Below are 21,461 nucleotides of genomic sequence, written 5' to 3' on the forward strand. Positions count from 1 at the left end.
GCGAAATTACCCTGCAAAAGCGATCTTCAGGATGGCGAAGAGACAGAGCCCGCCAACCGCGATCGTGAAAAACGTATTGAGCATGAGAAGGGCGATCTTCATGCCTTCGCCATGCACGTAGTCCTCGATGATCACCTGCATGCCGAGACGCATGTGGACCAGGCCCGAGAGCACGACGAGGGCCATGACGACCGCGACGAAGGGGTTCGCAAGCGCGGCGACGACATCCGCGTGCGGGGCGCCTGCGTAGCGAACGAGGAAGATGACGAAGAAGATCAGGAGCGGAACGTTGGCGACCGCCGTCAGGCGCTGACGCCAGAAGTGATCGGTGCCTTCCTTGGCGGAACCGAGACCGCGGACCTTGCCGAGAGGTGTGCGCATATCCATGGGTGTCTTTCCTCTCAGTTAGCGGACGAGATAGCCGACCACCCAGATCAGCAGCGTCAGCGCCACCGAACAGATGATCGTCGCCTTGGCCATCTTCGTGGCGAAGTGCTTCTCGTAGCCGTAGCCGAGATCCCAGACGAAGTGGCGCAAGCCACCGAGCATGTGGTGCACCAGCGCCCAGGTGTAACCGAAGAGCACCAACTTGCCGATCAGCGTGCCGAACAGCCAGCTAACCCAGTCGTAGTAGGCCGCACCCGATGCGGCGGCGATCAGCCACCAGGCAACGAGGATGGTGCCGAAATAGAGCGCGCCGCCGGTAATGCGGTGCACAATGGACATCACCATCGTCGGGATCGGTTTATAGATTTGAAGATGCGGCGAGAGTGGCCGGCTTCTTGTGACATTCGTCATCGGAACCTCACGGAATGCCCGGATTTTCGCCCAATAAACTGGACGATTTTAGTCCGGTATCGCACCTGATTGTGCGCAATTCAGTCATTCGGACCTTTAATCACCATAATGCTTAACGACAAGTGTGTTTGCGGTGCAAAATCAATTTAATCGATTAGACGAATTGCGCCATTTTCCTGCCTGCCGGAGACATGGGCATCCGTTAACGATAGCGGCAAAAAGCCAAGCAATTCCGTGACTTTCCGGCGAAAGTGGCCCAAGGTGATCTTAACGATTTGTTAAGCGTCATCCGGAGGGCGAACAGAATGACTCTGTTCAGGGCAATCCATGCGACCAAAGTGCTAGCGCTCGCCGGCCTGGTCATCGCCACAACCTGTATCCCCCTGGAGGCCCGCGACTGGGGCGGAGGACGCGGCTTCCAGACGCGCAGCAACCATGTCCGCATGTATTCGGACCGCTCAGGCTATCGCAGCGGCTGGAACCGCAATCACATGCCGCGTCGCGGCTGGATGGCCAACAACGGGCTGCCGGAAGTGAACACGCGCACCCGGCACATTGGTCTCCCCCGATATCGCCCCTACCCCGGCCCCTATGCCGGGCGCTGGGAGCATCGCGGCGGATGGGTTCGCGACAGGGCAGGCAATGACATCTGGACATCCGGGGGCCGCCGCCACGATGGTCGCCCACGCATCGCCGATGGACTGCCGGAAGTCGAGACACGCACGCGGCATGTTCTCCTCCCGCAATATCGCCCCTATCGCGGCGCCTATGCCGAGCACTGGGGAACCGGCGGCGGATGGGTTCGCGACAGGGCCGGACGCGAGATCTGGACATCCGGCGGCCAGCGCCGCGACTATCGCCCGGGCTATTATGGCGGCGATGAATATCCGGACATCATCCCGGGCATCGGCACCTATGTCGGCGGCATTTCCGCCTATGTCGACCTCGGCAACGGCATCTATTTCAACCAGGAAGGCGATTACGGCTATGCCGACGGCGGCGAGTACGCGCCGCCACCGCAGACGAAACGCGGCAAGATCATCAATGTCACGCCGCAAACGATGAACGGCTCCTGCGCCTATGAACACGGCGTCTGCGTGATCCGGCGGTAGTCGCGGCGCTTCCGGCCGGATCAGCCCGATACGCCCATGGCGCCGATGATGGCGCCCATCGCCAGAAGCACAAGCAGCCAGTGCACCCCGTCGATCAGCGACAGGTCCCAGCCGAAACCCTGATAGCGATGGTTGACGACGAGGGTCGTGGCGACGAAGCCGAGCCAGAGGAAGAAGGCCGAGGCGATGCCGTTGACGAGTGTCACCTCGCCCGGACCGAGGTGGCCGACGACACCGGCGACCATGGTCGCCATCACCAGTTCCGAGGCGAAGGAAATGGCGAAGAGTACCGGCGACATCTGCGCGCTCGCGGGATCGATGCGCGCGGCCTTCATCCAGGGCTTGCCGAGAACGCCGTAATAGATCGCGCCAATGATGAAAGCCGCGATGGCGGCAATCAGCACCGCCAGATAGTTCATGCCCGCAAATGCCATGTTCGATCCCCTCGTTTTTTGACGGATTGGAATCGAAGGCCTTTGGGCTGTCAACCGTCCGTGTCCGCAGCCGCTCCGAAGCGCCAGACGGTCGTGCGCTTGATCTCGCTGTCTTCCAGTGCGCGCGTCACGGGAACCTCGTAAGTCGCAAGCGCCGTCATCATCTCGCGCGGGCAATAGGCGCGGCCGGGATCGCCGACGATCACCGTCACGCCTTTTGCCGCCAGATCCGAAAACCACGGCTTCAGTTGGTCGGCGAAAGCCTTGTCATAGAAGACGTCGCCGGCGAGGTAGACATCGGCGTCGAGATCGCGGCCGGTCACGTCCTCGCCCGTATAGGAAAGCGTGACGCCGTTGAGATCGGCATTGAGCCGGACCGCCGTTTCCGCCCAGGGATCGATATCGGCAGCAAGAACCGAGGCCGCGCCGGCCTTCATCGCGGCGATCGCCACCAGACCGGAACCGGAGGCGAAATCGACGACCTGCCTGCCGCGCACCACCTCCGGATGATCGAGGATATAGCGCGCAAGCCCCTGCCCACCGGCCCAGGCAAAGGCCCAGAACGGCGGCGGCAGGCCGATCTCCTGCAATTCCTCCTCCGTCTTCAGCCAGAGCTCATGCGCCTCGGTTGCCAGATGCAGGCGGACCTCCGGCACATGCGGCGGCGAGAGAACGCCGGTATTGGCGAGAATGAAGCTTTCCGGATCGGTCTTCAAACAACTCTCCAGATGTGATCCGAAAGGCGGGGAACCGGTGTCGGACAAATCATGCGGAAAACAAACTACCGCGGCGGATTGTCGAGCCCGCCCATACGGCAGACCTCGATCCATTCGTCCTCGGTCACCGGCTGCACCGAAAGGCGCATGGAGGTGACGAGCGACATCTTGGCGAGCTTCGGATTGTCCTTGATCTCCTTCAGCGTCACCGGACGCGGCATGTCCATCACCGCGCGGATGTCGACGCAGTCCCAGCGGGCATCACCCTCTGCGGTCGAATCCGGGTGCGAAAGCGCCGAGACCTCGGTGATGCCGACGATCTCCAGGCCCTCGTTCGAGTGGTAGAAGAAGCCCTTGTCGCCGATCTGCATCGCCCGCATGTTGTTGCGCGCCTGATAGTTGCGCACGCCGGTCCACTCGGTGCCCTTGGCGCCCGCATCCTTCTGCATCTGCCAGGACCACTTGAATGGTTCGGACTTGTAGAGCCAGTGCGCCATCGCCTCTCAAGCCTCCGGATTATTGAAGACCCAGTTGAAGGCCTTGATCTCGACATGGGAGAAAAGACCCGCCTTGGCATAGGGATCCGCTTCGGCGAAAGCACGGGCTTCGTCGATGGTCTCGGCCTTGACGATCACCAGGCTGCCGGTCGGCTTGCCGTCGTCGCCGAGGAACGGGCCCGCCATTTTCAGGATGCCCTTTGCGTTGAGATCATTGAGATAGGCGACGTGATCGGGGCGGGTATCGAGCCGAAGCTGCAGGGCGCCTGGCTGGTCGGTGCAATGAAGTGCGAAGAGCATGCTTCCTCCTGGGGCTGTCGTTTGGCGCGGGATGCAAGCGGAGACCCGCCTACGCTTTTCCTCATCCCGTTGCGGGATTATTCCTGAGTAATCGGGCGTGTCATCAATTGTTCGAGTGCGGTGCGGACATCGAGCTTGCCGTCGATGATCGCCGCCACCGCTTCGGTGATCGGCATTTCAACCCTGAGATCATGGGCGACACGGGCGGCGACCGAGGCAGCAAACGCCCCTTCGACCAGTTCGCTCGTGCGCCCATCGGCGCGGCCGTTCTTGCCGAGCGCGATACCGAAGCGCAGGTTGCGCGACTGGTGGCTGGTGGCCGTCAACACGAGGTCGCCAAGGCCGGACAGCCCGCGCACCGTGTCGGCCTCGCCACCCTCGGCGGCAATGAAGCGCGACATCTCGGCAAGACCGCGCGAGATCAGCGCTGCGCGGGCGGAATCGCCGAGCCCTGCGCCCTCGACGATGCCGCAGGCGATGGCCAGCACGTTCTTGAGCGCGCCGCCGAGCTGGACCCCGATGCGATCCTCCGACGGGTAGAGACGGAAGGTCGGGCCTGAAAGCACCTCTGCCAGCATCGTCGCCGTTTGGGCATCGGCCGCAGCGATCACCATCGCAGTCGGCAGGCCCTTGGCGATATCGGCAGCAAAACCGGGCCCCGAAAGCACGCCGATCGAACGGCCGGGCAATTCCTCCGACAGGACATCGGTCAGCAACCGGCCGGTCGCCTGTTCCATGCCCTTGGCGCAGGTGACGATCGTGGCGGCGGCATTGATCTGCGGGCCATATTGCCGCGCCGCATCGCGATGCGCCTGGGACGGCATGGCGAAAAGAACGACCTCGGCATCGGCCAGAACAGAGACATCGGCCGTATGTTTCAACGCCGCAGGCAGGTCGATGCCCGGCAGGTGATCCTCATTGCGACCGGTGCTTTGGCACGCCTCTGCGCTCTCCCGGCGACGGGCGAGCAACGTCACGTCGCTGCCAACGGCCGAGGCCGCAACCGCGGCAAGCGCGGTGCCAAAGGCGCCGGCACCGACGACGACGATCTTGGGGCCGATCTTGGAATTATCGTTCATTCTCTATCCGTCACATCCTGCATCACGCCGGGCTGAGCCCCTGGCCGGGCCTCTCATGCCCTTGGCTGAATTCTTCATGCCCTTGGCTGAATTTCATGCCTTGGCGCCGCGTTTGCCGGAGCCAAGCAGTGCCTGTGCCTGAGCGTCGAGCGGCCAGCGCGAGCGCGGCGCGACGTCGAGGCCATCGGCCGCCATGCCCGCCGCCAGGCGTTCCGCACCGGCCCAGGCGATCATCGCGGCATTGTCGGTGCAGAGCGAAAGCGGCGGTGCGATAAACTCGAAACCGGATTGGGCGCACAGGGTCTGCAGCGTCGAACGCAGCACCTGATTGGCGGCAACGCCGCCGGCAACAACCAGAGCCGGGCGCGCCACGCCAGCATGCTCTGCCTTGAAGCGCTTCAGCCCGCGTCCGACGCGATCCTTGAGCGTGCGCGAAATCGCGCGCTGGAAGGAGGCGCAGATATCGGCGATGTCCTCATTCGTCACCGGCTCCAGCGATTGCGCCGCCTGGCGCACCGCCGTCTTCAGCCCCGAAAACGAGAAATCGAGCCTCGCGTCACCGACAAGCGGGCGTGGAAAATCGAAACGTTCCGGGTTGCCGGCGAGTGCCGCACGCTCCACGGCCGGGCCTCCCGGATAGGGAAGGCCGAGCAGTTTCGCCGTCTTGTCGAAGGCCTCGCCAAGTGCATCGTCGATCGTCGTGCCCCAGCGTTCGTATTCGCCGACGCCCTTGACGAGGATGAGCTGCGTATGGCCGCCGGAGACAAGCAGCATCAGATAGGGGAAGGAGAGCCCGTCGGTCAGCCGCGCCGTCAGCGCGTGTCCTTCGAGATGATTGACGGCATAGAGCGGCTTGCCCGTCGCCCGCGCGATCGCCTTGCCGGTCATCAGCCCGACGATCAGGCCGCCGATCAGACCGGGACCACTTGTCGCAGCGATCGCATCGATGTCCGAAAGCGTCACACCGGCGCGCAGCAGCGCTTCCTCGATCAGCGTATCGAGCGCCTCGACATGGGCGCGCGCTGCAATCTCCGGAACCACGCCACCATAGGCGCTGTGCTCTTCCAACTGGCTGAGAACGACGTCCCCGAGAATGTGGCCCTTGCCGTCGGAATCGCGCAAAATGACGGAAGCGGCGGTTTCGTCGCAGCTTGTTTCTATGCCGAGGATGCGCAGGGGCGGAGACATCAGGGTATACTCAAAGATTGCGGTCACACCGAAAGGTGGGTACACGGAACTCCGGTAACAATGGATAGCCTTTGATGCAAACAAAACCTTTCCGGATTGGCACGCGCGGCAGCCCGCTGGCGCTCGCTCAAGCCCATGAAACGCGCGATCGGCTCGCAGCGGCGCATGGCTTGGCGCCGGAAATGTTCGAGGTCGTCATCCTCTCGACCAAGGGCGACCGGATCACCGACCGCTCGCTCGCCGAGATCGGCGGCAAGGGCCTGTTCACCGAGGAGATCGAACAGCAGTTGCTGTCGGGCGAACTCGATTTTGCCGTGCATTCGTCCAAGGACATGCCGACGAAGCTGCCGGACGGGCTCTGTCTTTCCGCCTTCCTGCCGCGCGAGGACATTCGCGACGCCTTCATCGGGCGCACGGCGCGCAAGCTGATGGAACTGCCCGAGGGCGCGACCGTCGGTTCCTCGTCGCTGCGCCGCCAGGCGCTGATCCGCCGGCTGCGCCCGGATCTCAACGTCATCACCTATCGCGGCCAGGTGGAAACGCGGCTGCGAAAGCTCGCTGAGGGCCAGGTGGACGCAACGCTGCTCGCCTATGCCGGCCTGAAGCGGCTTGGCATGACCGACGTACCGACCGAATTGCTCGATCCCAAGGATTTCCCGCCGGCCCCCGCGCAAGGCGCGATCTGCATCGAGAGCCGGATTGGCGACAGCCGCATCAACGACCTGCTCGCCGCGATCGACGATGCGCGCACGCACGAGGCAGTCGCCTGCGAGCGCGGTTTCCTGGCAACGCTTGACGGTTCCTGCCGCACGCCGATCGCCGGTCTCGCCATCTCGGATGGCACACATCTCAGTTTTTCCGGCATGATCCTCACACCCGACGGCCAGACGCATCATCGCGTCACCATCGAAGGCAAGGCCACCGAAGCCGAAGCGCTCGGCAAGAAGGCGGGCGAGGAAATCCGCGCCAAGGCCGGGCCCGGCTTCTTTGCAAGCTGGACCTGAGCCGATGCGCGTGCTCGTCACCCGGCCGCTTCCCGCCGCCGAGGCGACGGCACGCCGGCTGCAGGCTGCCGGCCACCAGCCGATCCTCCTGCCGTTGATGCAGGCGACGCATCTCACGGCCGTTGCCAGCGCGGCGCTCGAACAGCCATTTTCCGCCATCGTCCTGACCAGCGCCGAAGCCGTTCGGGTGCTCGCAGCGCTGGGCAGTGAAATGGAAAAGCATCTGAAAACCCCGTGCTTCTGCGTCGGCGAGGCGACCGCGCGGGCGGCAGCGGAACTTGGCTTCACCGATATCCGCGTCGGAGACGGCGCCGGCGAAGCGCTGGCCGGGCTGATCATTTCGGCCGCCGGCACTTTGCCGAAACAGCCCCTCCTCTACCTGACCGGCTCGCCTCGCTCCGACGGTCTCGAGAGCACGCTCCGCCAGCACGGTGTCGAGCATAGAACGGTCGAATGCTACCGCATGGAACCGATCACGCTCCCGCCGGGCGCGTTGCGAGATCTTGCGCGAACCGGCCGACCCGACGCCGTTCTTCTCTATTCCCGGGAGACGGCCCGGCGGCTGACGACTTTGCTGTTGGAGGCTGGTCTGGACGCTGCGTCCTTCAGCCCGCGCTACCTTTGCCTGAGCGTTGCCGTTGCCGAGGCGCTGCCACGCAACGTCATGTCGCAGATCGCCGCAAAGCCCGATGAGGAAAACCTTTTTAGATTGCTCTAAATCGGGATGAGGAAAGTGTGGCCGGTTTTCCGCCCGCATTCCGCGCTAGTCCGATGCCGATTCGGCCAAAAACGGAACGGAGGGGCTTTCCCTCACCGATCCGGCTGACTAGGTTTGAGAGAAGAGCCGACAGGCACCAACGGGAAGAGGTCACCATGGTATCGGAAAACCCGCCGCGCCGCTCGAAGTCCGAGAAGGAACCGCTGACGATCGACCTCGAAGCGGAAAAAACCGTTGCGGAATCAGAGGCCGAAGCCAGCCGCGAGACAGTGACGGACGCGGCAAGCGCAAGCGACGCAAAGACGGATGACACGACGACGGACAGCAGCGACGACAGTGCCGCCGGATCGCGTCTGGAAGAAGAGATCGAGGAGCAGCGCGCCGATGCGGCCGCAGCCGTCTTCGCCGAAGAGCCGCCCCACTCGACACATGAGCCGGAGCCGACGCTGCGGCAGAAACCGGTATCGAACTCCGGCGCGCTTGCGGCCGGCATCGTCGGCGGCCTCGTAACGCTGCTCGGCTTCGGCGGCCTGCAATATGCGGGCATCGTCCCCGGACTTGGCCCCGATCGCGGCGCTTCCGGCATCGAGCAGAACATCTCCGGTGAGCTGCAGGCCCTGCGCGACCAGATCGCAGCACTCCCGACGTCCGCAGCAGTCGTCGACAACACTGCGCTCGAAGCCCGTATCGCCGCTCTGGAGCAGTCTGCCTCCCAACCCGGAACGAATGGGGCGCCGGGCGCCGAGGTCGAAACGCTGAAGGCGGAGATCGACACGCTCACCAAGGAGCTCGCAGGCCTGAAGACGGCGCTTGCCGATGCGCAACAGGCGGCAACTGCCGAGAAGGCCGAGCTCACGAGCCGCATCGAATCCGCCGAACAGAAGCTCAACGAGCCGGTCAACGACATCCAGATGGCCAAGGCGGTCGCGGTCACGGCGCTGAAGTCGGCAATCGATCGCGGCGGCCCCTTCCTTGCCGAACTCGACGCCCTGCGCAGCATCGCACCGGAAGAGCCGGCCGTCGCCGCTCTGGCTCAGGATGCCCAGGTTGGCGTGCCGACCCGCACCGACCTGCGCCGCGAATTCCCGAAAACCGCCGATGCCATGCTCGACGCCCTCAATCAGCCCGATCCGAACGAGGGCATCTTCGACCGGCTGGTGTCCAGCGCCATGTCCGGCATTCGCGTGCGCCCCGTCGGCAGTGTCGAGGGTGAAACGCCTGAAGCCGTCATCGCCCGCATCGAGGACAAGCTGAACAACGGCGACCTCAAGGGCGCCGCTCTGGAGTGGGATGGCCTGCCGGATGCCGCCAAACCGGCGGGCGAGACCTTCAAGGCCAAGCTCGACCAGCGTTTGCGTGTCGAAGCCGCGATCGATGCCGCCGTCGCCGCGACGATGGCAAAGCCAGGCACAGAGGGCTGAGGATACCAGATATGATTCGCATTCTGATTTTCATCCTGATCGTGCTCGGTCTCGGCCTCGGCTTCGCGTGGCTCGCGGATCGACCGGGTGAACTATCGCTGATCTGGCAGGGCCAGCTCATCGAGATGAGCCTGATGCGCGCCGCGTCACTACTGATCTCGCTGATCGCCGCGGTGCTGATCGCCGTCTGGCTTGTACGCACCATCTGGCTCTCGCCGCACACCGTCACCCGCTATTTCCGCGCCCGCAAGCGCGACCGTGGCTACCAGGCGCTTTCGACCGGCCTGATCGCTGCCGGCGCCGGCGACGCCAATCTTGCCCGCAAGATGACCGCCCGCACCCGCGGATTGATCAGCGCCGACCAGGAGCCGCTGATCCACCTGCTCGAAGCGCAGACCGCCCTCATCGAAGGCAAGTACGACGATGCGCGTCGCAAGTTCGAGCTGATGGCCGATGATCCGGAGACCCGCGAGCTCGGGCTCCGTGGCCTCTACCTCGAAGCCAAACGCCTCGGCGCCCACGAGGCCGCCCGGCAATATGCCGAACGCGCCGCCGAGAAGGCGCCGCATTTGCCCTGGGCAGCGCTCGCGACGCTCGACAGCCAGAGCCAGGCCGGACAGTGGGACGATGCTTTGCGTCTCCTCGACCAGAGCCGCGCCGCCCATGTGGTCGAGCGTAAGGAAGCCGACCGCAAGAAGGCGGTGCTCCTGACCGCTCGGGCGATCACCAGGCTCGACGGCGACGTGAAGGCGGCGCGCGACGATGCGCTTGCCGCACTGAAGCTTGACGAACATCTGGTACCGGCGGCGCTGACGGCTGCCAAGGCGCTGTTTCGCGAGGACAACCTGCGCAAGGGGACTTCGATCCTCGAAAAGAGCTGGAAGCACGATCCGCATCCGGACGTGGCGCGGCTCTACGTGCGCGCCCGTGGCGGCGACACCGCCGTTGACCGGTTGAAGCGGGCGCGAAAGCTCGAAGCCCTGAAACCCAACAATGCCGTGGCGATGGCTGCCGTCGCCGAAGCCGCGCTCGAAGCGCGCGAACTGCTTCTGGCGCGGACCAAGGCGGAAGCCGCCGCCCGGCTCGACCCGACCGAGAGCGTCTTCCTGCTGCTCGCCGATATCGAAGAGGCGGATACCGGCGACGAGGGCCGCATCCGCCACTGGATGGCGCAGGCCCTGCGCAGCCCACGCGACCCCGCTTGGACGGCCGACGGCGTGACGTCACCGACCTGGCTGCCGGTGTCGCCGGTCAGCGGGCGGCTCGATGCGTTCGAATGGAAGGCGCCCCCGCATACGCTTTCGGCGACCGTCGACCACGAGCAATCGAATGCCGACGAGGCGATCCGCAATCTGCCGCCGGTGGCGGTGGAGCCGCATGCGCATGAACCGGCACCCGTAGCCCGCCGCAGCGAAACGCCGGTCATCGTCGAGGCCGAACGGGAGGAGGCACGCCCGGAGCCGCAGCCCATCAAGGTTACGGAGCGCAAGCCATCCGAGCCGATAGCCGACAAGACTCCGGTCAAGAAGACGGAGAAGGAAGAGGTTACCAACGGCGAGCGTATACCCGATCCTTTCTTCGGCCGTCCGCCGGATGATCCCGGCGTGCGCGATCCAGCCGCCGGCGAGAGGGCGCCGGAAAAGACTAGTTTCCGACTGTTTTGAACTCTCAAGGGGTTGTGGCGAAATACATGTTTGAACGCTTACGAACGTTTCTCGACGGCCTGACCGGCCCGACGACGCAGATAGAGCATGGCGATCCGCGCGTGGCCGTCATCGCCCTCTGTTTCCAGGTGATGGAAGCCGACGGCCGGATCCTTGCATCCGAACGGCGCAAGATGCGGTCGGTCATCAAGAAACACTACAAGCTCGACGATGCCTCGCTTGCCGCGCTGATCGAAGCAGGTGAGACTGCGGAAAGCGAGGCGATCGACTTCTACCAGTTCACCGCCGAGATCAAGCGCCACCTCTCGGAAGAGCAACGGATCGAACTCGTCGGCATGCTCTGGGATATCGTCTATGCCGACGGTGAGCGCAGCGAGATGGAAGACCACGTGATCTGGCGGATCGCCGATCTGCTCGGCGTCTCCGGTCGCGATCGGGTGCTGCAGCGGCAGGTGGCTGCGGCGAGAAGCGACGCCGTCGAAGACGCCGAGCCACAACAGGAAAACTGAAATGCCGATGCCGGACACCAGCGCCCGAAAGCCCGTACTGATCATCCTGCATCAGGAGCGGTCGAGCGCCGGCCGTGTCGGCCAGATCCTGGAACAGAAGGGCTTTCGGCTCGACATCCGTCGGCCGGCACTCGGCGACGATCTGCCGCCAACACTGGAACATCATAGCGGCACGATCATCTTCGGCGGACCGATGAGCGCCAATGACGAGGAAGAGTTCGTTCGCCGCGAGATCGACTGGCTGTCCGTGCCGCTCAAGGAGAACAAGCCCTATCTCGGCATCTGCCTCGGCGCCCAGATGCTGGCGCGCAATCTCGGCGGCTCCGTGGCGCCGCATCACGAAGGCATGACCGAGATCGGTTGGTATCCGCTGGTCGCGACCGAAGCCGGCAAGGCGCTGATGGACTGGCCGGCCATGGTCTACCATTTCCACCGCGAAGGTTTCGACCTGCCGACCGGCGCCGAGCTGCTCGCGACCGGCGACACCTATCCCAATCAGGCGTTCCGCTATGGCGACAATGCCTGGGGCATTCAGTTCCACGGCGAACTGACCCGCGCCATGATGCACCGCTGGGTCGTACATGGTGCGCACCGCTTCGAGATGCCGGGCGCCCAGGTGGGCAAGGCCCATCTCGACGGACGCATGCAGCACGACGGGCCGCTGCGCACCTGGATGGAGAACTTCCTGGAACTGATCTTCCTGCGCGACGAGCGGCCGAAATCAAATCCGACAAAGGCGTAAGCGGCCGGTCCCCTGCGCCGTGTGCCCGCTACTTGTGGTGATCAGGCACGTCCAGCGTGTCGATCTTGCGTAACTGCGGGAAACCGAGCGCCCAGAGCCCGGACACGAGTAGCGTTCCCAGGCCGCCGAAGGCCACCGCAAAGACGGCGCCGAAGCCGGATGCCATCATGCCGGCGCGGAATTCGCCGAGCTCGTTGGACGCGCCGATGAAGACCATGTTGACGGCGTTGACCCGGCCGCGCAGCTCGTCCGGCGTCCAGAGCGTGATCAGGATTTCACGCACATAGACCGAGATCATGTCGGCAGCGCCCATGACGACGAGCGCGGCGATCGAGATCCAGGGCGTCGCCGAAAGACCGAAGACAACGGTGCCGAGACCGAAGAGCGCGACCCCGGTGAACATGTAGAAACCGGCGCGGTGGCGGATCGGGTGCGCGGCCAGCCAGACCGCCATGCTGACGGCACCGATGCCGGGGGCGGCGCGCAGGAGGCCGAGACCCCAGGGACCGAGATCGAGAATATCGCGGGCAAAGACCGGCATCAGCGCGACCGCGCCGCCGAGCAGCACGGCGAAGAGATCGAGTGATATCGCACCCAGAACCACCTTCTCCGCCTTGATATAGCGGAAACCTGCGGTGATCGTCTCCCAGCTCTGGCCGGCGGCTTGCGTGCGCGCTGCCGGCTTCGGGATCGCGAAGACCATCAGCGCCGAGGCCAGAAAGAAGCAGACACCGACGGCATAAGGCGCAACGGCGCCGAGCGCATAGATCAGGCCGCCGGCAACCGGACCGACGATCATCGCCGTTTGCCAGGACGTGGAATTCCACGCGATCGCATTGGGCAGATCTTCGGGCGGCACGAGGTTGGGCGCCAGTGACTGCGACGCGGGCGCAAGGAACGCGCGTTCGATGCCGAAGACGATCAGGACCGCATAGACCGGCCAGGGTGAAAACAACCCGGATACGGTCAGCAACAGCAATGCCGTCGCGCAGAGCGTGCTGACGACCATGCAGATCCCCATGATCATGCGCCGGTTGTAGCGGTCCGCAGCCGCGCCGGTGACGAGGATCAGCACCAGAGACGGCAGAAACTGGAAGAGGCCGATCAGACCGAGATCGAAGGGATTGCGGGTGAGATCATAGATCTGCCAGCCGACGGCGACCGAGATGATCTGGATGGCGAAGTAAGCAAGGAACCGCGAGAAGAAATAGCGGCGATAGCCGACATGCCGGAAGGCGGCAAAACGGTGCGAGGCATGAACGGCGGACATGCGGAAGAGACTCCTACTGAGGGTCGGTTATCACGCGTTCTCACGTTAAACATGATCGCGCCCGATAAACCGGCGTACTTGCTCGTTTAGGTCTCAATGTCTACATGTCTGTCAATAACGTTTTGGAGACCGGCATGCTTGCTGTTATCGGCACCTTGAACTTCATCATCAACATCGCGTGGTTTCTGGTCATCGCGTCTGCCATCTTTTCCTGGCTCTACGCGTTCAACGTCATCAACGTGAACAATCAGGCGATCAACATGATCGGCCGCTCGCTCTACCAGCTGACGGAGCCGCTCTATCGCCCGATCCGCCGTGTGCTGCCCGACATGGGCGGCGTGGACCTGTCGCCCCTGGTGGTGCTGGTGATCCTCTATTTCATCCAGCTCTTCCTGAATACGACGATCGCACAGGCGCTGCTTGGCTAACGATGGCCAACCCGGCCTTCACCGCGCATGGCGACCACGTCCGCCTGACGGTACGCCTGACGCCGAACGGCGGCCGCGATGCCATTGATGGCCTGGAAGCGGCCGCCGACGGAGAAGAACATCTGAAAGTACGCGTCAGCGCGGTTCCGGAGAAGGGCAAGGCCAACCAGGCGCTGATTGCCTTTCTCGCGAAGAAGCTCGGGCTTGCCAAGAGCAAGCTCTCCCTCATCTCAGGCGATACGCAGCGCAAAAAAATCCTCCGGATCGACGGCGACCCGGACGACATATTCAGACGACTTGCAGAGCTTGTCGGTCAGTAGCGCAGTTCCAGAAAAACGCTGAAGCGGTCTTCCGTCGGACCTGCGCCGCTCGAAGCTTACTTGGCGCCCTTGGCGCGCTCGACGGCTTCCTTGATCAACTGCCTCGCGGTGGAAGCATCCTTCCAGCCGAAGATCTTCACCCACTTGCCGGGCTCCAGATCCTTGTAGTGCTCGAAGAAGTGCTCGATCTGCTTGAGCGTGATTTCCGGCAGATCGGTGTATTCGACAACCTTGTCGTAACGCTTGGTCAGGTGCGACGACGGCACAGCGATGATCTTTTCATCCTGTCCGGAATTGTCTTCCATCATCATCACGCCGATCGGGCGGACGTTGATGACGCAGCCCGGAACCAGCGGACGGGTGTTGCAGATCAGAACGTCGATCGGGTCGCCGTCGTCAGACAGCGTATGCGGCACGAAGCCGTAGTTACCCGGATAGGTCATCGGGGTGTAGAGGAAGCGGTCGACGACCAGCGTGCCGGCTTCCTTGTCCATCTCGTACTTGATCGGATGGCCGCCGACGGGAACTTCAACGATGACGTTGACATCTTCTGGTGGATTCTTTCCGATGGAAATCGCGTCGATGCGCATGGACTACTCCAGGGTCAGTTGAGAAGTGTGCCCGTCGGATAAAGGGAAACATGCCGCGATGCAACATAACTTTCGTCCGTAGCGCAGATTCAACCGCTCGTTTTGTCTTCGCGAAACGTCTTGCAAGAGTGCCCAAATCTCGGTGGAGGGAGATGACGATGAACGGAAAGGTTGCAGCCCTGGCGCTGGTTTTGTTATCCGCCGGATCGGTGATGGCCAATGAGAGCGTCTACATCGACATCGGCCGCGACAAGTGCAAGACGATCGCGGAAGAGGAAGGCATGTATGTGCTGATGACCTGCCCCGGGCACGCCGATTACCCGGTTCGGTTCAAGGAAGCCGACATCCGCCAGAGCGTCTCCTTCGGCCACCTGAACCAGCGCTACGCCGACGATGCCTTCGAGAGCTTCATCCCCTTCAACCATACCGGCACGACGGTGGAGTGGCGGATTGCCAAGGGCGGCACCCCGGTCGCGACGATCCTGCGCTGGTTCATCGAGAACACGGACGCCTCGGGCGCCTCGGTCCCCGCGCTTCAGGGCCAGGTCCTCGTCGTCTCCAAGGTCGCGCAGAAGGGTGACGGCAAGGGCTGCGTTGCCGGCTATGTCGACGCGCTCGCCAATCCCGATCCGAACGCCCTTGCGCGCAAGATCGCCGACGAGGTGGCGCCGACCTTCCGCTGCGGCATCGACAAGGCCAGCTATCACGGCACGCGCGGCGACAAGGCGGCCGAGCCCAACAATCAACTGCCGGAATAAGCCTTCGATTTCAGGAAGTTGTCCGCAAGGCGGAGCGGGTCAGTTCCAGACGAAGCCGACCTTCTTCAGGTGCTTGTCGCCGAAGTCTTCCATGCCTTCGGCGATATCGGTGCCGCCGGCGCCCTGGAAAAACTGGTAGGCGTGTTCGCTGTCCTCGAGGCACCAGACCACGAGGCCGCGGCAACCGAGCGAACGCAACAGGCTCTTGGCTTCGCCGAAGAGGATGCGTCCGAGGCCGATGCCCTGATATTCCGGCCTGAGATAGATCTCGTAGATCTCGCCTTCCTGCGGCAGCGCCTTGGCACGGCTGAGGCCGAGCGTTGCATAGCCGGCAATGGTTCCGGCAACGTCAACGACGAGCAGCGTCGCGGGCCCACGCGTCGCCTTGCGCCACCACACTTCATCGCGGCGGTTGACCATCTGAACCAGCGGACGATGGGGAATGAGACCGCCATAGGCCTGCAACCACGAAACGCGGTGCACGTCGGCAATCGCCGCCGCTTCCTGCGGCTCTCCAGGCCGGACCTCGATCGAAACAGTCTTCATGACTCGCGACTCTAAACGCACACAGGGCGAACAGGAATCCCGCCCGGTTGCCGGCCAGCGTTAACCCACAGGCAACTTTAACGGCACCCTATGCAAGGTTAACGCCTTTTTAACTTTATCCGCAAGTCGCCCATCCGTGGCACACACAGCAAAAACCCCGGATCGCTCCGGGGTTCTTTTAGGCTCGGTAATTTCAGGATGCTTAAGCCGCGCCGGCGGTGCGGGCCTTTTCGAAGCGCTTGCGCTCGTTCGGGTCGAGATGCAGCTTGCGCAGGCGGATCGACTTCGGCGTCACTTCGACGAGTTCGTCATCCTGGATCCAGGAGAGAGCGCGCTCGAGCGTCATGCGGATCGGCGGCGTCAGGCGAACGGCTTCGTCCTTGCCGGCAGCGCGCATGTTGGTGAGCTTCTTGCCCTTCAGCACGTTCACTTCGAGATCGTTGTCGCGGGTGTGGATGCCGATGATCATGCCGGCATAGACCTTCTCGCCGGCGTCGATGATCATCGGGCCGCGGTCTTCCAGGTTGAACATCGCGTAGGCGACCGATTCGCCGGCGTCGTTCGACAGGAGAACGCCGTTGACGCGACCGCCGATCTCACCCTTGTAGGGCTGGTAGTCGTGGAACAGGCGGTTCATGATCGCCGTGCCGCGGGTGTCGGTCAGAAGCTCCGACTGGTAGCCGATGAGGCCGCGGGTCGGAGCGAAGAACACGAGACGAACGCGGTTGCCGCCGGACGGACGCAGTTCGACCATTTCGGCCTTGCGCTCCGACATCTTCTGCACGACGACGCCGGAATGCTCTTCGTCGACGTCGATGACCACTTCTTCGATCGGCTCGAGCAGCTGGCCGTTGTCGTCCTTGTGCATGACGACGCGCGGACGCGACACGGCAAGCTCGAAGCCTTCGCGGCGCATGGTCTCGATCAGAACCGCAAGCTGCAGTTCGCCGCGGCCGGAGACGAAGAACGAATCCTTCTCGGAGGATTCTTCGATCTTCAGCGCAACGTTGCCTTCGGCCTCCTTGAACAGGCGGTCACGGATGACGCGGCTCGTGACCTTGTCGCCTTCGGTGCCGGCAAGCGGACTGTCGTTGACGATGAAGGACATGGTGACGGTCGGCGGGTCGATCGGCTGCGCGGTCAGCGCCTCGGCAACGCTCGGGTCGCAGAAGGTATCGGCGACGGTGCCCTTGGTGAGACCAGCGATCGCGACGATGTCGCCCGCATGCGCTTCGTCGATCGGCTGACGCTCGATGCCACGGAAGGCAAGGATCTTCGAGATACGGCCATTTTCGAGCAGCTTGCCGTCCTGGCCCAGAACCTTGACGGCCTGGTTCGGCTTCAGCGAGCCCGAATGGATACGGCCGGTGATGATGCGGCCGAGGAAGGGGTTGGCTTCAAGGATCGTGCCGATCATGCTGAACGGACCTTCGGCAACCGTCGGCTCCGGCACGTGCTTCAGAACGAGGTCGAGAAGCGGCGCCATGCCCTGGTCCTTCGGACCTTCGGGAGCGACGTTCATCCAGCCATCGCGGCCCGAACCGTAGAGGATCGGGAAGTCGAGCTGTTCGTCGGAGGCGTCGAGATTGGCGAAGAGGTCGAAGACTTCGTTGATGACTTCCTCGTGGCGGCCGTCCGGACGGTCGATCTTGTTGATCGCGACGATCGGCTTCAGGCCGACCTTCAGCGCCTTGCCGACGACGAACTTCGTCTGCGGCATCGGGCCTTCAGAAGCGTCGACGAGAACGATGGCGCCGTCCACCATCGACAGGATGCGCTCGACTTCACCACCAAAGTCGGCGTGGCCGGGGGTATCGACGATGTTGATGCGGGTTCCCTTCCATTCGACCGAAGTCGCCTTGGCGAGAATGGTGATACCGCGCTCTTTTTCGAGGTCGTTGGAGTCCATGACGCGCTCGGCAACGCGCTGGTTTTCGCGGAACGAGCCCGACTGCTTCAGGAGCTCGTCAACAAGGGTCGTTTTCCCATGGTCGACGTGCGCGATAATCGCGATGTTACGAATGCTCATTTTTCGTCTCGGAGGTTCAGGGCAAGCCCCGATGGGCCACGCCGCTTTTTCAATGGTCGCGCTCATACAGGTTTTTTTGCGATTGCGAAAGGGGGCGCGCGCACGAGCGCCGCGTTCGAATGCCGGTAGGCCATGGGTTTGCACCCGCCAGGGGTCTCGCGAACAGAGTTTGAGAAGCGGCCGGCCTGGACCAGATTCGTCATGCAATCGCGGCCGGATCGAGCGTCACGCGCCAGAGTTCCTGGTCCTGCCGGTCCATCAAACGGACCGTCATCCGCTCTGTCTGACCGTTGATATCGACGATGCCGAAGAACTGCAGACCGGCCGATGGCGGCAGGTTGCTGTCGATGCCGCCGCCGGACGCCTTGATGAAGCGGACCTCCGGCCCGAAGGTCATGTCGAGCTCCTTCGGCCCATAGGTGCCGGAATGCAGCGGCCCCGACACAAATTCCCAGAAAGGCGTGAAGTCCTTGAAGGCGGCGCGCGCGGGATCGTAGTGATGCGCGGCGGTATAGTGCACGTCCGCCGTCAGCCAGACGAGATTGTCGATGCCGTTGTCGCGGATGAAACGCAGGAGATCGGCGAATTCGCGCTCACGTCCCTGAGGCGCACCATTGTCGCCATTGGCGATCGCGTCCGAACCGCGCCTGTTGGCATAATCGTCCCAGACGACGAGACCGATCGGCATGTCGCAGGCGATCACCTTCCAGACCGCGCGCGAAGCGGCAAGTTCGCGCTTCAGCCAGTCCGCCTGCCGCCAGCCGAATAGCGCACCGCCGCCCTCGCCCTGGTTGGCGCCGCGATAGGATCTGAGGTCGACGAAGAACACGTCGAGCAACGGCCCATAGCCGACCTTGCGGAAGATGCGGCCGGGCTGCGTCGCCGGTGTGCGGATCGGTGTCATCTCGTGGAACGCCCGGGCCGCCCGCTCGGCATAGACGGCGACGTCCTTTTCCGGATAGCGCGGATCGTCGCGAAGATCGGTCGAGGCCGACCAGTTGTTCAGGACCTCATGGTCATCCCACTGGTAGAAGGTGGGGCAGACCGCGTTCAACTGCCGGACATGCTCGTCGAGCAGGTTGTATTTCCATTGGCCGCGATATTCCTCGAGCGTGCGCGCCACGTCGCGCTTCTCATGCGTGACCACCTGGTTCTTCCAGACGCCGCCATCGCGAAGGGGAATCTCGTCGGGGATGGGGTTGTCGGCATAGATCGTATCGCCGGAATGAATGAAGAAATCCGGCTCGTGCAGCCGCATGGTCGAATAGGTCTTCATACCGACATCGTCGATGCCCCAGCCCTGGCCCGCCGTATCGCCGGACCAGACAAACCGGACCGAGCGCTTGCGCAAGGGGGCGGTGCGAAACCGGCCGACCACCGGCTCGGAGACACGATTGACATCATAAAGATCCGTGGCGGTGAAACGGTAGAAGATGTCTTGGTCCAGCAGCAGCCCGTCGAGCGAACACTTGACCGCGCAATCGGTTTGGGGCGTCGCCGTGAGATCGGCAAGCCGAACCGGATTGGCAAAGCTCTCGGTCGTCGAATACTCGACCGACACCCGCGACGGTCGATCCACTCGGGTCCAGATCATGCCGGAGGAGGTATCGACATCACCCGATTGCACTCCGTGAATGAATTCCGGCCGGCCGTAGCCTCTAGCATAGAAGGGTGTCGCAAGGCCGGATGAGGCGACGAAGCCCGCGGCACCGGCGGAAAGCAGGAAAGAACGCCGGGAAAGCGTCTTGAGGATATCGGCCAAACAGACCTCCGATTCGGCAGCGCGACCGCGCGTGCCGGACCTTTGGTCATGCCGATGTCAGCGACGTAACAGCCGCATGAAACTATTTGAACGGTTTGGCGACAGTTCGGTGAAGGTCGGGACCACCTCGTTCGGCATCGGAGCAATGGCTTTCGCCGCCAATGCTGCTATCAAAGAAGAAAGCCTGACCGCAGATGCGAATCCGGGCAATGATCCCGCCTCATGCCGCCGCGCGGCGACACCAAATCGACAGGTCATCATCGTGTCTCACTCCGCCAACACTCCCGCCCGCGACCGCATGGAACAGATCCTGAGCCGGCTCAACGATCGCCGGCGCGAAGAAAAAGCCTTCGTGCGCCTCTATGCGGAAAATGCCCGCGCGGAAGCCGATGCCGCCGACCGCCGCCGACGGGACGGCACGAGCCTCGGTCCGCTCGACGGCAAGATCGTTTCGATCAAGGACCTTTTCGACGTTGCCGGCGAACCGACGCTTGCCGGCTCCATCATCCGCCGCAATGCGGTCCCGGCCGCGAAAGATGCCCTCGCCATTCAGCGACTGCGCGCTGCCGGCGCTGTGATCATCGGCAAGACCCATATGACGGAATTCGCCTTCACCGCGGTCGGCCTCAATCCGCACTACCCGGTGCCCGGCAACGCCACAAACGAGAGCCTCATCCCCGGCGGCTCGTCTTCCGGCGCCGGGGTTTCGGCAGCCGAAGGCACTTGCGACATTGCCATCGGTTCCGACACCGGCGGCTCCATACGCATCCCCGCGGCGCTGAACGGCATCGTCGGCTTCAAGCCGACCGCCAGCCGCATTCCACTCCAGGGCGCCTTTCCGCTGTCGCCCGCCCTCGATTCGCTCGGGCCGCTTGCGCGAACGGTTGCCGATTGCGCGACGGCTGATGCCGTGATGACCGGTGAGCAACCGAAACCGCTTGTCGCTCGCCCGATTGCAGGCCTTCGCATCGGCATCCCCCGGGGAAGGCTGTTCGAAGACCTCTCGCCCGAAATCGCCGATGCCTTCTCGGCAAGCCTCGGCCGGTTGGCCAAGGCCGGCGCGGAAATCGCCGACTTCACATTGGAGGACCTGATGGAGAAGCTCGGCGAAGCGACGCGAATCGGCTCGATCGCCGGGCTGGAAGCAAGCCGCATCCATGCCGGCTGGCTGAATGACGCCGCGGCCCCCGTCGACGACAGGGTCAAGCTGCCGCTTCGGCGCCGTCTCACCGTACCCGATGCAGCCATCGCCGCCTTGCTGGAAACGCGGCGCGGGCTCGCCGCCGCAATGGACGAGCGGCTTTCGCCCTACGATCTCATCGCGCTGCCGACGACACCGATCGCCGCCGTGCCGATCGCAAGCGTCGAAGCGGACCGGGCGGAATACAACCGCGTGGAGGATCTGTTGCTGCGCAATTGCCAGATCGCCAACCAGTTCGACCTCAGCGCCATCACGCTGCCGATGCCGAACCTCCAGCGCCCGGCCGGCATGATGCTGGTGGGCAGGAAAGGAACGGATGCGGCGGTGCTGGCGGCCGCTCTTTCGGTGGAGGCGCTGCTGCGGAAAAACTGACGC

At 63.6% G+C, this 21,461-nt stretch carries 24 protein-coding genes; 11 read left to right on the forward strand and 13 right to left on the reverse strand.

The genetic code is table 11. From position 1 onward, the window contains the following. Positions 1 to 6: 6 nt before the first annotated feature. Together sdhD and sdhC are read right to left on the reverse strand one after the other, a co-directional pair. Positions 7 to 387 carry a succinate dehydrogenase, hydrophobic membrane anchor protein gene (gene sdhD / locus AC1Z3V_RS16000; protein WP_429814951.1) on the reverse strand — a complete coding sequence of 127 codons (381 nt, stop codon included), beginning with the start codon at positions 385 to 387 and terminating at the stop codon, positions 7 to 9. Between the two features lie 18 nt (positions 388 to 405). Further along, on the reverse strand, positions 406 to 798 hold the full coding sequence (gene sdhC, locus AC1Z3V_RS16005; protein ID WP_173517759.1) for a succinate dehydrogenase, cytochrome b556 subunit: 393 nt from the start codon (positions 796 to 798) through the stop codon (positions 406 to 408). Between the two features lie 305 nt (positions 799 to 1,103). On the opposite strand from sdhC, the gene AC1Z3V_RS16010 reads away from it, so the two are divergent. Further along, positions 1,104 to 1,910 carry a hypothetical protein gene (locus AC1Z3V_RS16010; protein ID WP_483500332.1) on the forward strand — a complete coding sequence of 269 codons (807 nt, stop codon included), beginning with the start codon at positions 1,104 to 1,106 and terminating at the stop codon, positions 1,908 to 1,910. Positions 1,911 to 1,930: 20 nt separating this feature from the next. Here AC1Z3V_RS16010 and AC1Z3V_RS16015 read toward each other — a convergent pair whose 3' ends face one another. From AC1Z3V_RS16015 to tsaD, 6 genes are all read right to left on the reverse strand, one after another. Further along, positions 1,931 to 2,344, reverse strand: coding sequence for a DUF1761 domain-containing protein (locus AC1Z3V_RS16015; protein WP_483500334.1), 414 nt, complete (start codon positions 2,342 to 2,344; stop codon positions 1,931 to 1,933). A 50-nt stretch (positions 2,345 to 2,394) separates the two neighbouring features. After that, positions 2,395 to 3,060: a class I SAM-dependent methyltransferase gene (locus tag AC1Z3V_RS16020; protein WP_483500336.1), complete on the reverse strand. Its 666-nt coding sequence runs from the start codon at positions 3,058 to 3,060 to the stop codon at positions 2,395 to 2,397. A 65-nt stretch (positions 3,061 to 3,125) separates the two neighbouring features. Further along, entirely contained in the window at positions 3,126 to 3,557 is a 432-nt protein-coding gene (locus tag AC1Z3V_RS16025; RefSeq protein WP_429814939.1) for an EVE domain-containing protein, read from the reverse strand. 6 nt (positions 3,558 to 3,563) lie between these two features. Further along, positions 3,564 to 3,857: a YciI-like protein gene (locus AC1Z3V_RS16030; protein WP_483500338.1), complete on the reverse strand. Its 294-nt coding sequence runs from the start codon at positions 3,855 to 3,857 to the stop codon at positions 3,564 to 3,566. Between the two features lie 77 nt (positions 3,858 to 3,934). After that, on the reverse strand, positions 3,935 to 4,918 hold the full coding sequence (locus tag AC1Z3V_RS16035; protein WP_483504095.1) for an NAD(P)H-dependent glycerol-3-phosphate dehydrogenase: 984 nt from the start codon (positions 4,916 to 4,918) through the stop codon (positions 3,935 to 3,937). Between the two features lie 111 nt (positions 4,919 to 5,029). Continuing rightward, positions 5,030 to 6,124 (reverse strand): tRNA (adenosine(37)-N6)-threonylcarbamoyltransferase complex transferase subunit TsaD, encoded by a 1,095-nt coding sequence (tsaD, locus tag AC1Z3V_RS16040; RefSeq protein ID WP_483500340.1) that lies wholly within the window; start codon positions 6,122 to 6,124, stop codon positions 5,030 to 5,032. A gap of 74 nt (positions 6,125 to 6,198) precedes the next feature. On the opposite strand from tsaD, the gene hemC reads away from it, so the two are divergent. From hemC to AC1Z3V_RS16070, 6 genes are all read left to right on the forward strand, one after another. After that, positions 6,199 to 7,128: a hydroxymethylbilane synthase gene (gene hemC, locus AC1Z3V_RS16045; RefSeq protein ID WP_483500342.1), complete on the forward strand. Its 930-nt coding sequence runs from the start codon at positions 6,199 to 6,201 to the stop codon at positions 7,126 to 7,128. Between the two features lie 4 nt (positions 7,129 to 7,132). Further along, complete coding sequence (locus AC1Z3V_RS16050) at positions 7,133 to 7,846, forward strand: uroporphyrinogen-III synthase (protein WP_483500343.1); 714 nt, start codon at positions 7,133 to 7,135, stop codon at positions 7,844 to 7,846. Between the two features lie 155 nt (positions 7,847 to 8,001). Next, positions 8,002 to 9,267, forward strand: coding sequence for a COG4223 family protein (locus AC1Z3V_RS16055; RefSeq protein WP_483500345.1), 1,266 nt, complete (start codon positions 8,002 to 8,004; stop codon positions 9,265 to 9,267). Positions 9,268 to 9,278: 11 nt separating this feature from the next. Beyond that, positions 9,279 to 10,931, forward strand: coding sequence for a heme biosynthesis HemY N-terminal domain-containing protein (locus AC1Z3V_RS16060; protein WP_483500347.1), 1,653 nt, complete (start codon positions 9,279 to 9,281; stop codon positions 10,929 to 10,931). Positions 10,932 to 10,957: 26 nt separating this feature from the next. Then, positions 10,958 to 11,440, forward strand: coding sequence for a tellurite resistance TerB family protein (locus AC1Z3V_RS16065; RefSeq protein ID WP_483500349.1), 483 nt, complete (start codon positions 10,958 to 10,960; stop codon positions 11,438 to 11,440). Position 11,441: 1 nt separating this feature from the next. Continuing rightward, entirely contained in the window at positions 11,442 to 12,182 is a 741-nt protein-coding gene (locus tag AC1Z3V_RS16070; protein WP_429814912.1) for a glutamine amidotransferase, read from the forward strand. A 28-nt stretch (positions 12,183 to 12,210) separates the two neighbouring features. Here the strand turns inward: AC1Z3V_RS16070 and AC1Z3V_RS16075 are convergent, their stop codons facing one another. Continuing rightward, positions 12,211 to 13,452: an MFS transporter gene (locus tag AC1Z3V_RS16075; protein ID WP_429814909.1), complete on the reverse strand. Its 1,242-nt coding sequence runs from the start codon at positions 13,450 to 13,452 to the stop codon at positions 12,211 to 12,213. A gap of 134 nt (positions 13,453 to 13,586) precedes the next feature. On the opposite strand from AC1Z3V_RS16075, the gene AC1Z3V_RS16080 reads away from it, so the two are divergent. Beyond that, complete coding sequence (locus tag AC1Z3V_RS16080; RefSeq protein ID WP_113535285.1) at positions 13,587 to 13,880, forward strand: YggT family protein; 294 nt, start codon at positions 13,587 to 13,589, stop codon at positions 13,878 to 13,880. Positions 13,881 to 13,882: 2 nt separating this feature from the next. Next, the gene (locus AC1Z3V_RS16085; protein ID WP_483500352.1) at positions 13,883 to 14,200 is read left to right on the forward strand and encodes a DUF167 domain-containing protein; all 318 of its coding nucleotides are present in this window, start codon (positions 13,883 to 13,885) and stop codon (positions 14,198 to 14,200) included. A 56-nt stretch (positions 14,201 to 14,256) separates the two neighbouring features. Here the strand turns inward: AC1Z3V_RS16085 and ppa are convergent, their stop codons facing one another. Next, positions 14,257 to 14,790, reverse strand: a complete 534-nt coding sequence (gene ppa, locus AC1Z3V_RS16090; protein WP_173517774.1) for an inorganic diphosphatase — start codon at positions 14,788 to 14,790, stop codon at positions 14,257 to 14,259. A gap of 158 nt (positions 14,791 to 14,948) precedes the next feature. Between ppa and AC1Z3V_RS16095 the strand changes: the two genes are divergently transcribed. Beyond that, positions 14,949 to 15,548 (forward strand): hypothetical protein, encoded by a 600-nt coding sequence (locus AC1Z3V_RS16095; protein WP_483500354.1) that lies wholly within the window; start codon positions 14,949 to 14,951, stop codon positions 15,546 to 15,548. A gap of 39 nt (positions 15,549 to 15,587) precedes the next feature. Here AC1Z3V_RS16095 and AC1Z3V_RS16100 read toward each other — a convergent pair whose 3' ends face one another. The 3 genes from AC1Z3V_RS16100 to AC1Z3V_RS16110 all read right to left on the reverse strand — a co-directional run bounded on the left by AC1Z3V_RS16100 (position 15,588) and on the right by AC1Z3V_RS16110 (position 19,885). Further along, positions 15,588 to 16,094, reverse strand: coding sequence for a GNAT family N-acetyltransferase (locus AC1Z3V_RS16100; protein WP_173517776.1), 507 nt, complete (start codon positions 16,092 to 16,094; stop codon positions 15,588 to 15,590). Between the two features lie 202 nt (positions 16,095 to 16,296). Next, entirely contained in the window at positions 16,297 to 18,123 is a 1,827-nt protein-coding gene (gene typA / locus AC1Z3V_RS16105; RefSeq protein ID WP_429814897.1) for a translational GTPase TypA, read from the reverse strand. A gap of 199 nt (positions 18,124 to 18,322) precedes the next feature. Then, on the reverse strand, positions 18,323 to 19,885 hold the full coding sequence (locus tag AC1Z3V_RS16110) for an alkaline phosphatase D family protein (protein ID WP_483500357.1): 1,563 nt from the start codon (positions 19,883 to 19,885) through the stop codon (positions 18,323 to 18,325). 298 nt (positions 19,886 to 20,183) lie between these two features. Here AC1Z3V_RS16110 and AC1Z3V_RS16115 point away from each other — a divergent pair, with 298 nt between their 5' ends. Beyond that, the gene (locus tag AC1Z3V_RS16115; protein WP_483504096.1) at positions 20,184 to 21,458 is read left to right on the forward strand and encodes an amidase; all 1,275 of its coding nucleotides are present in this window, start codon (positions 20,184 to 20,186) and stop codon (positions 21,456 to 21,458) included. Positions 21,459 to 21,461 lie beyond the last annotated feature (3 nt).

The organism is Ensifer sp. 38_S197 (assembly GCF_056924495.1).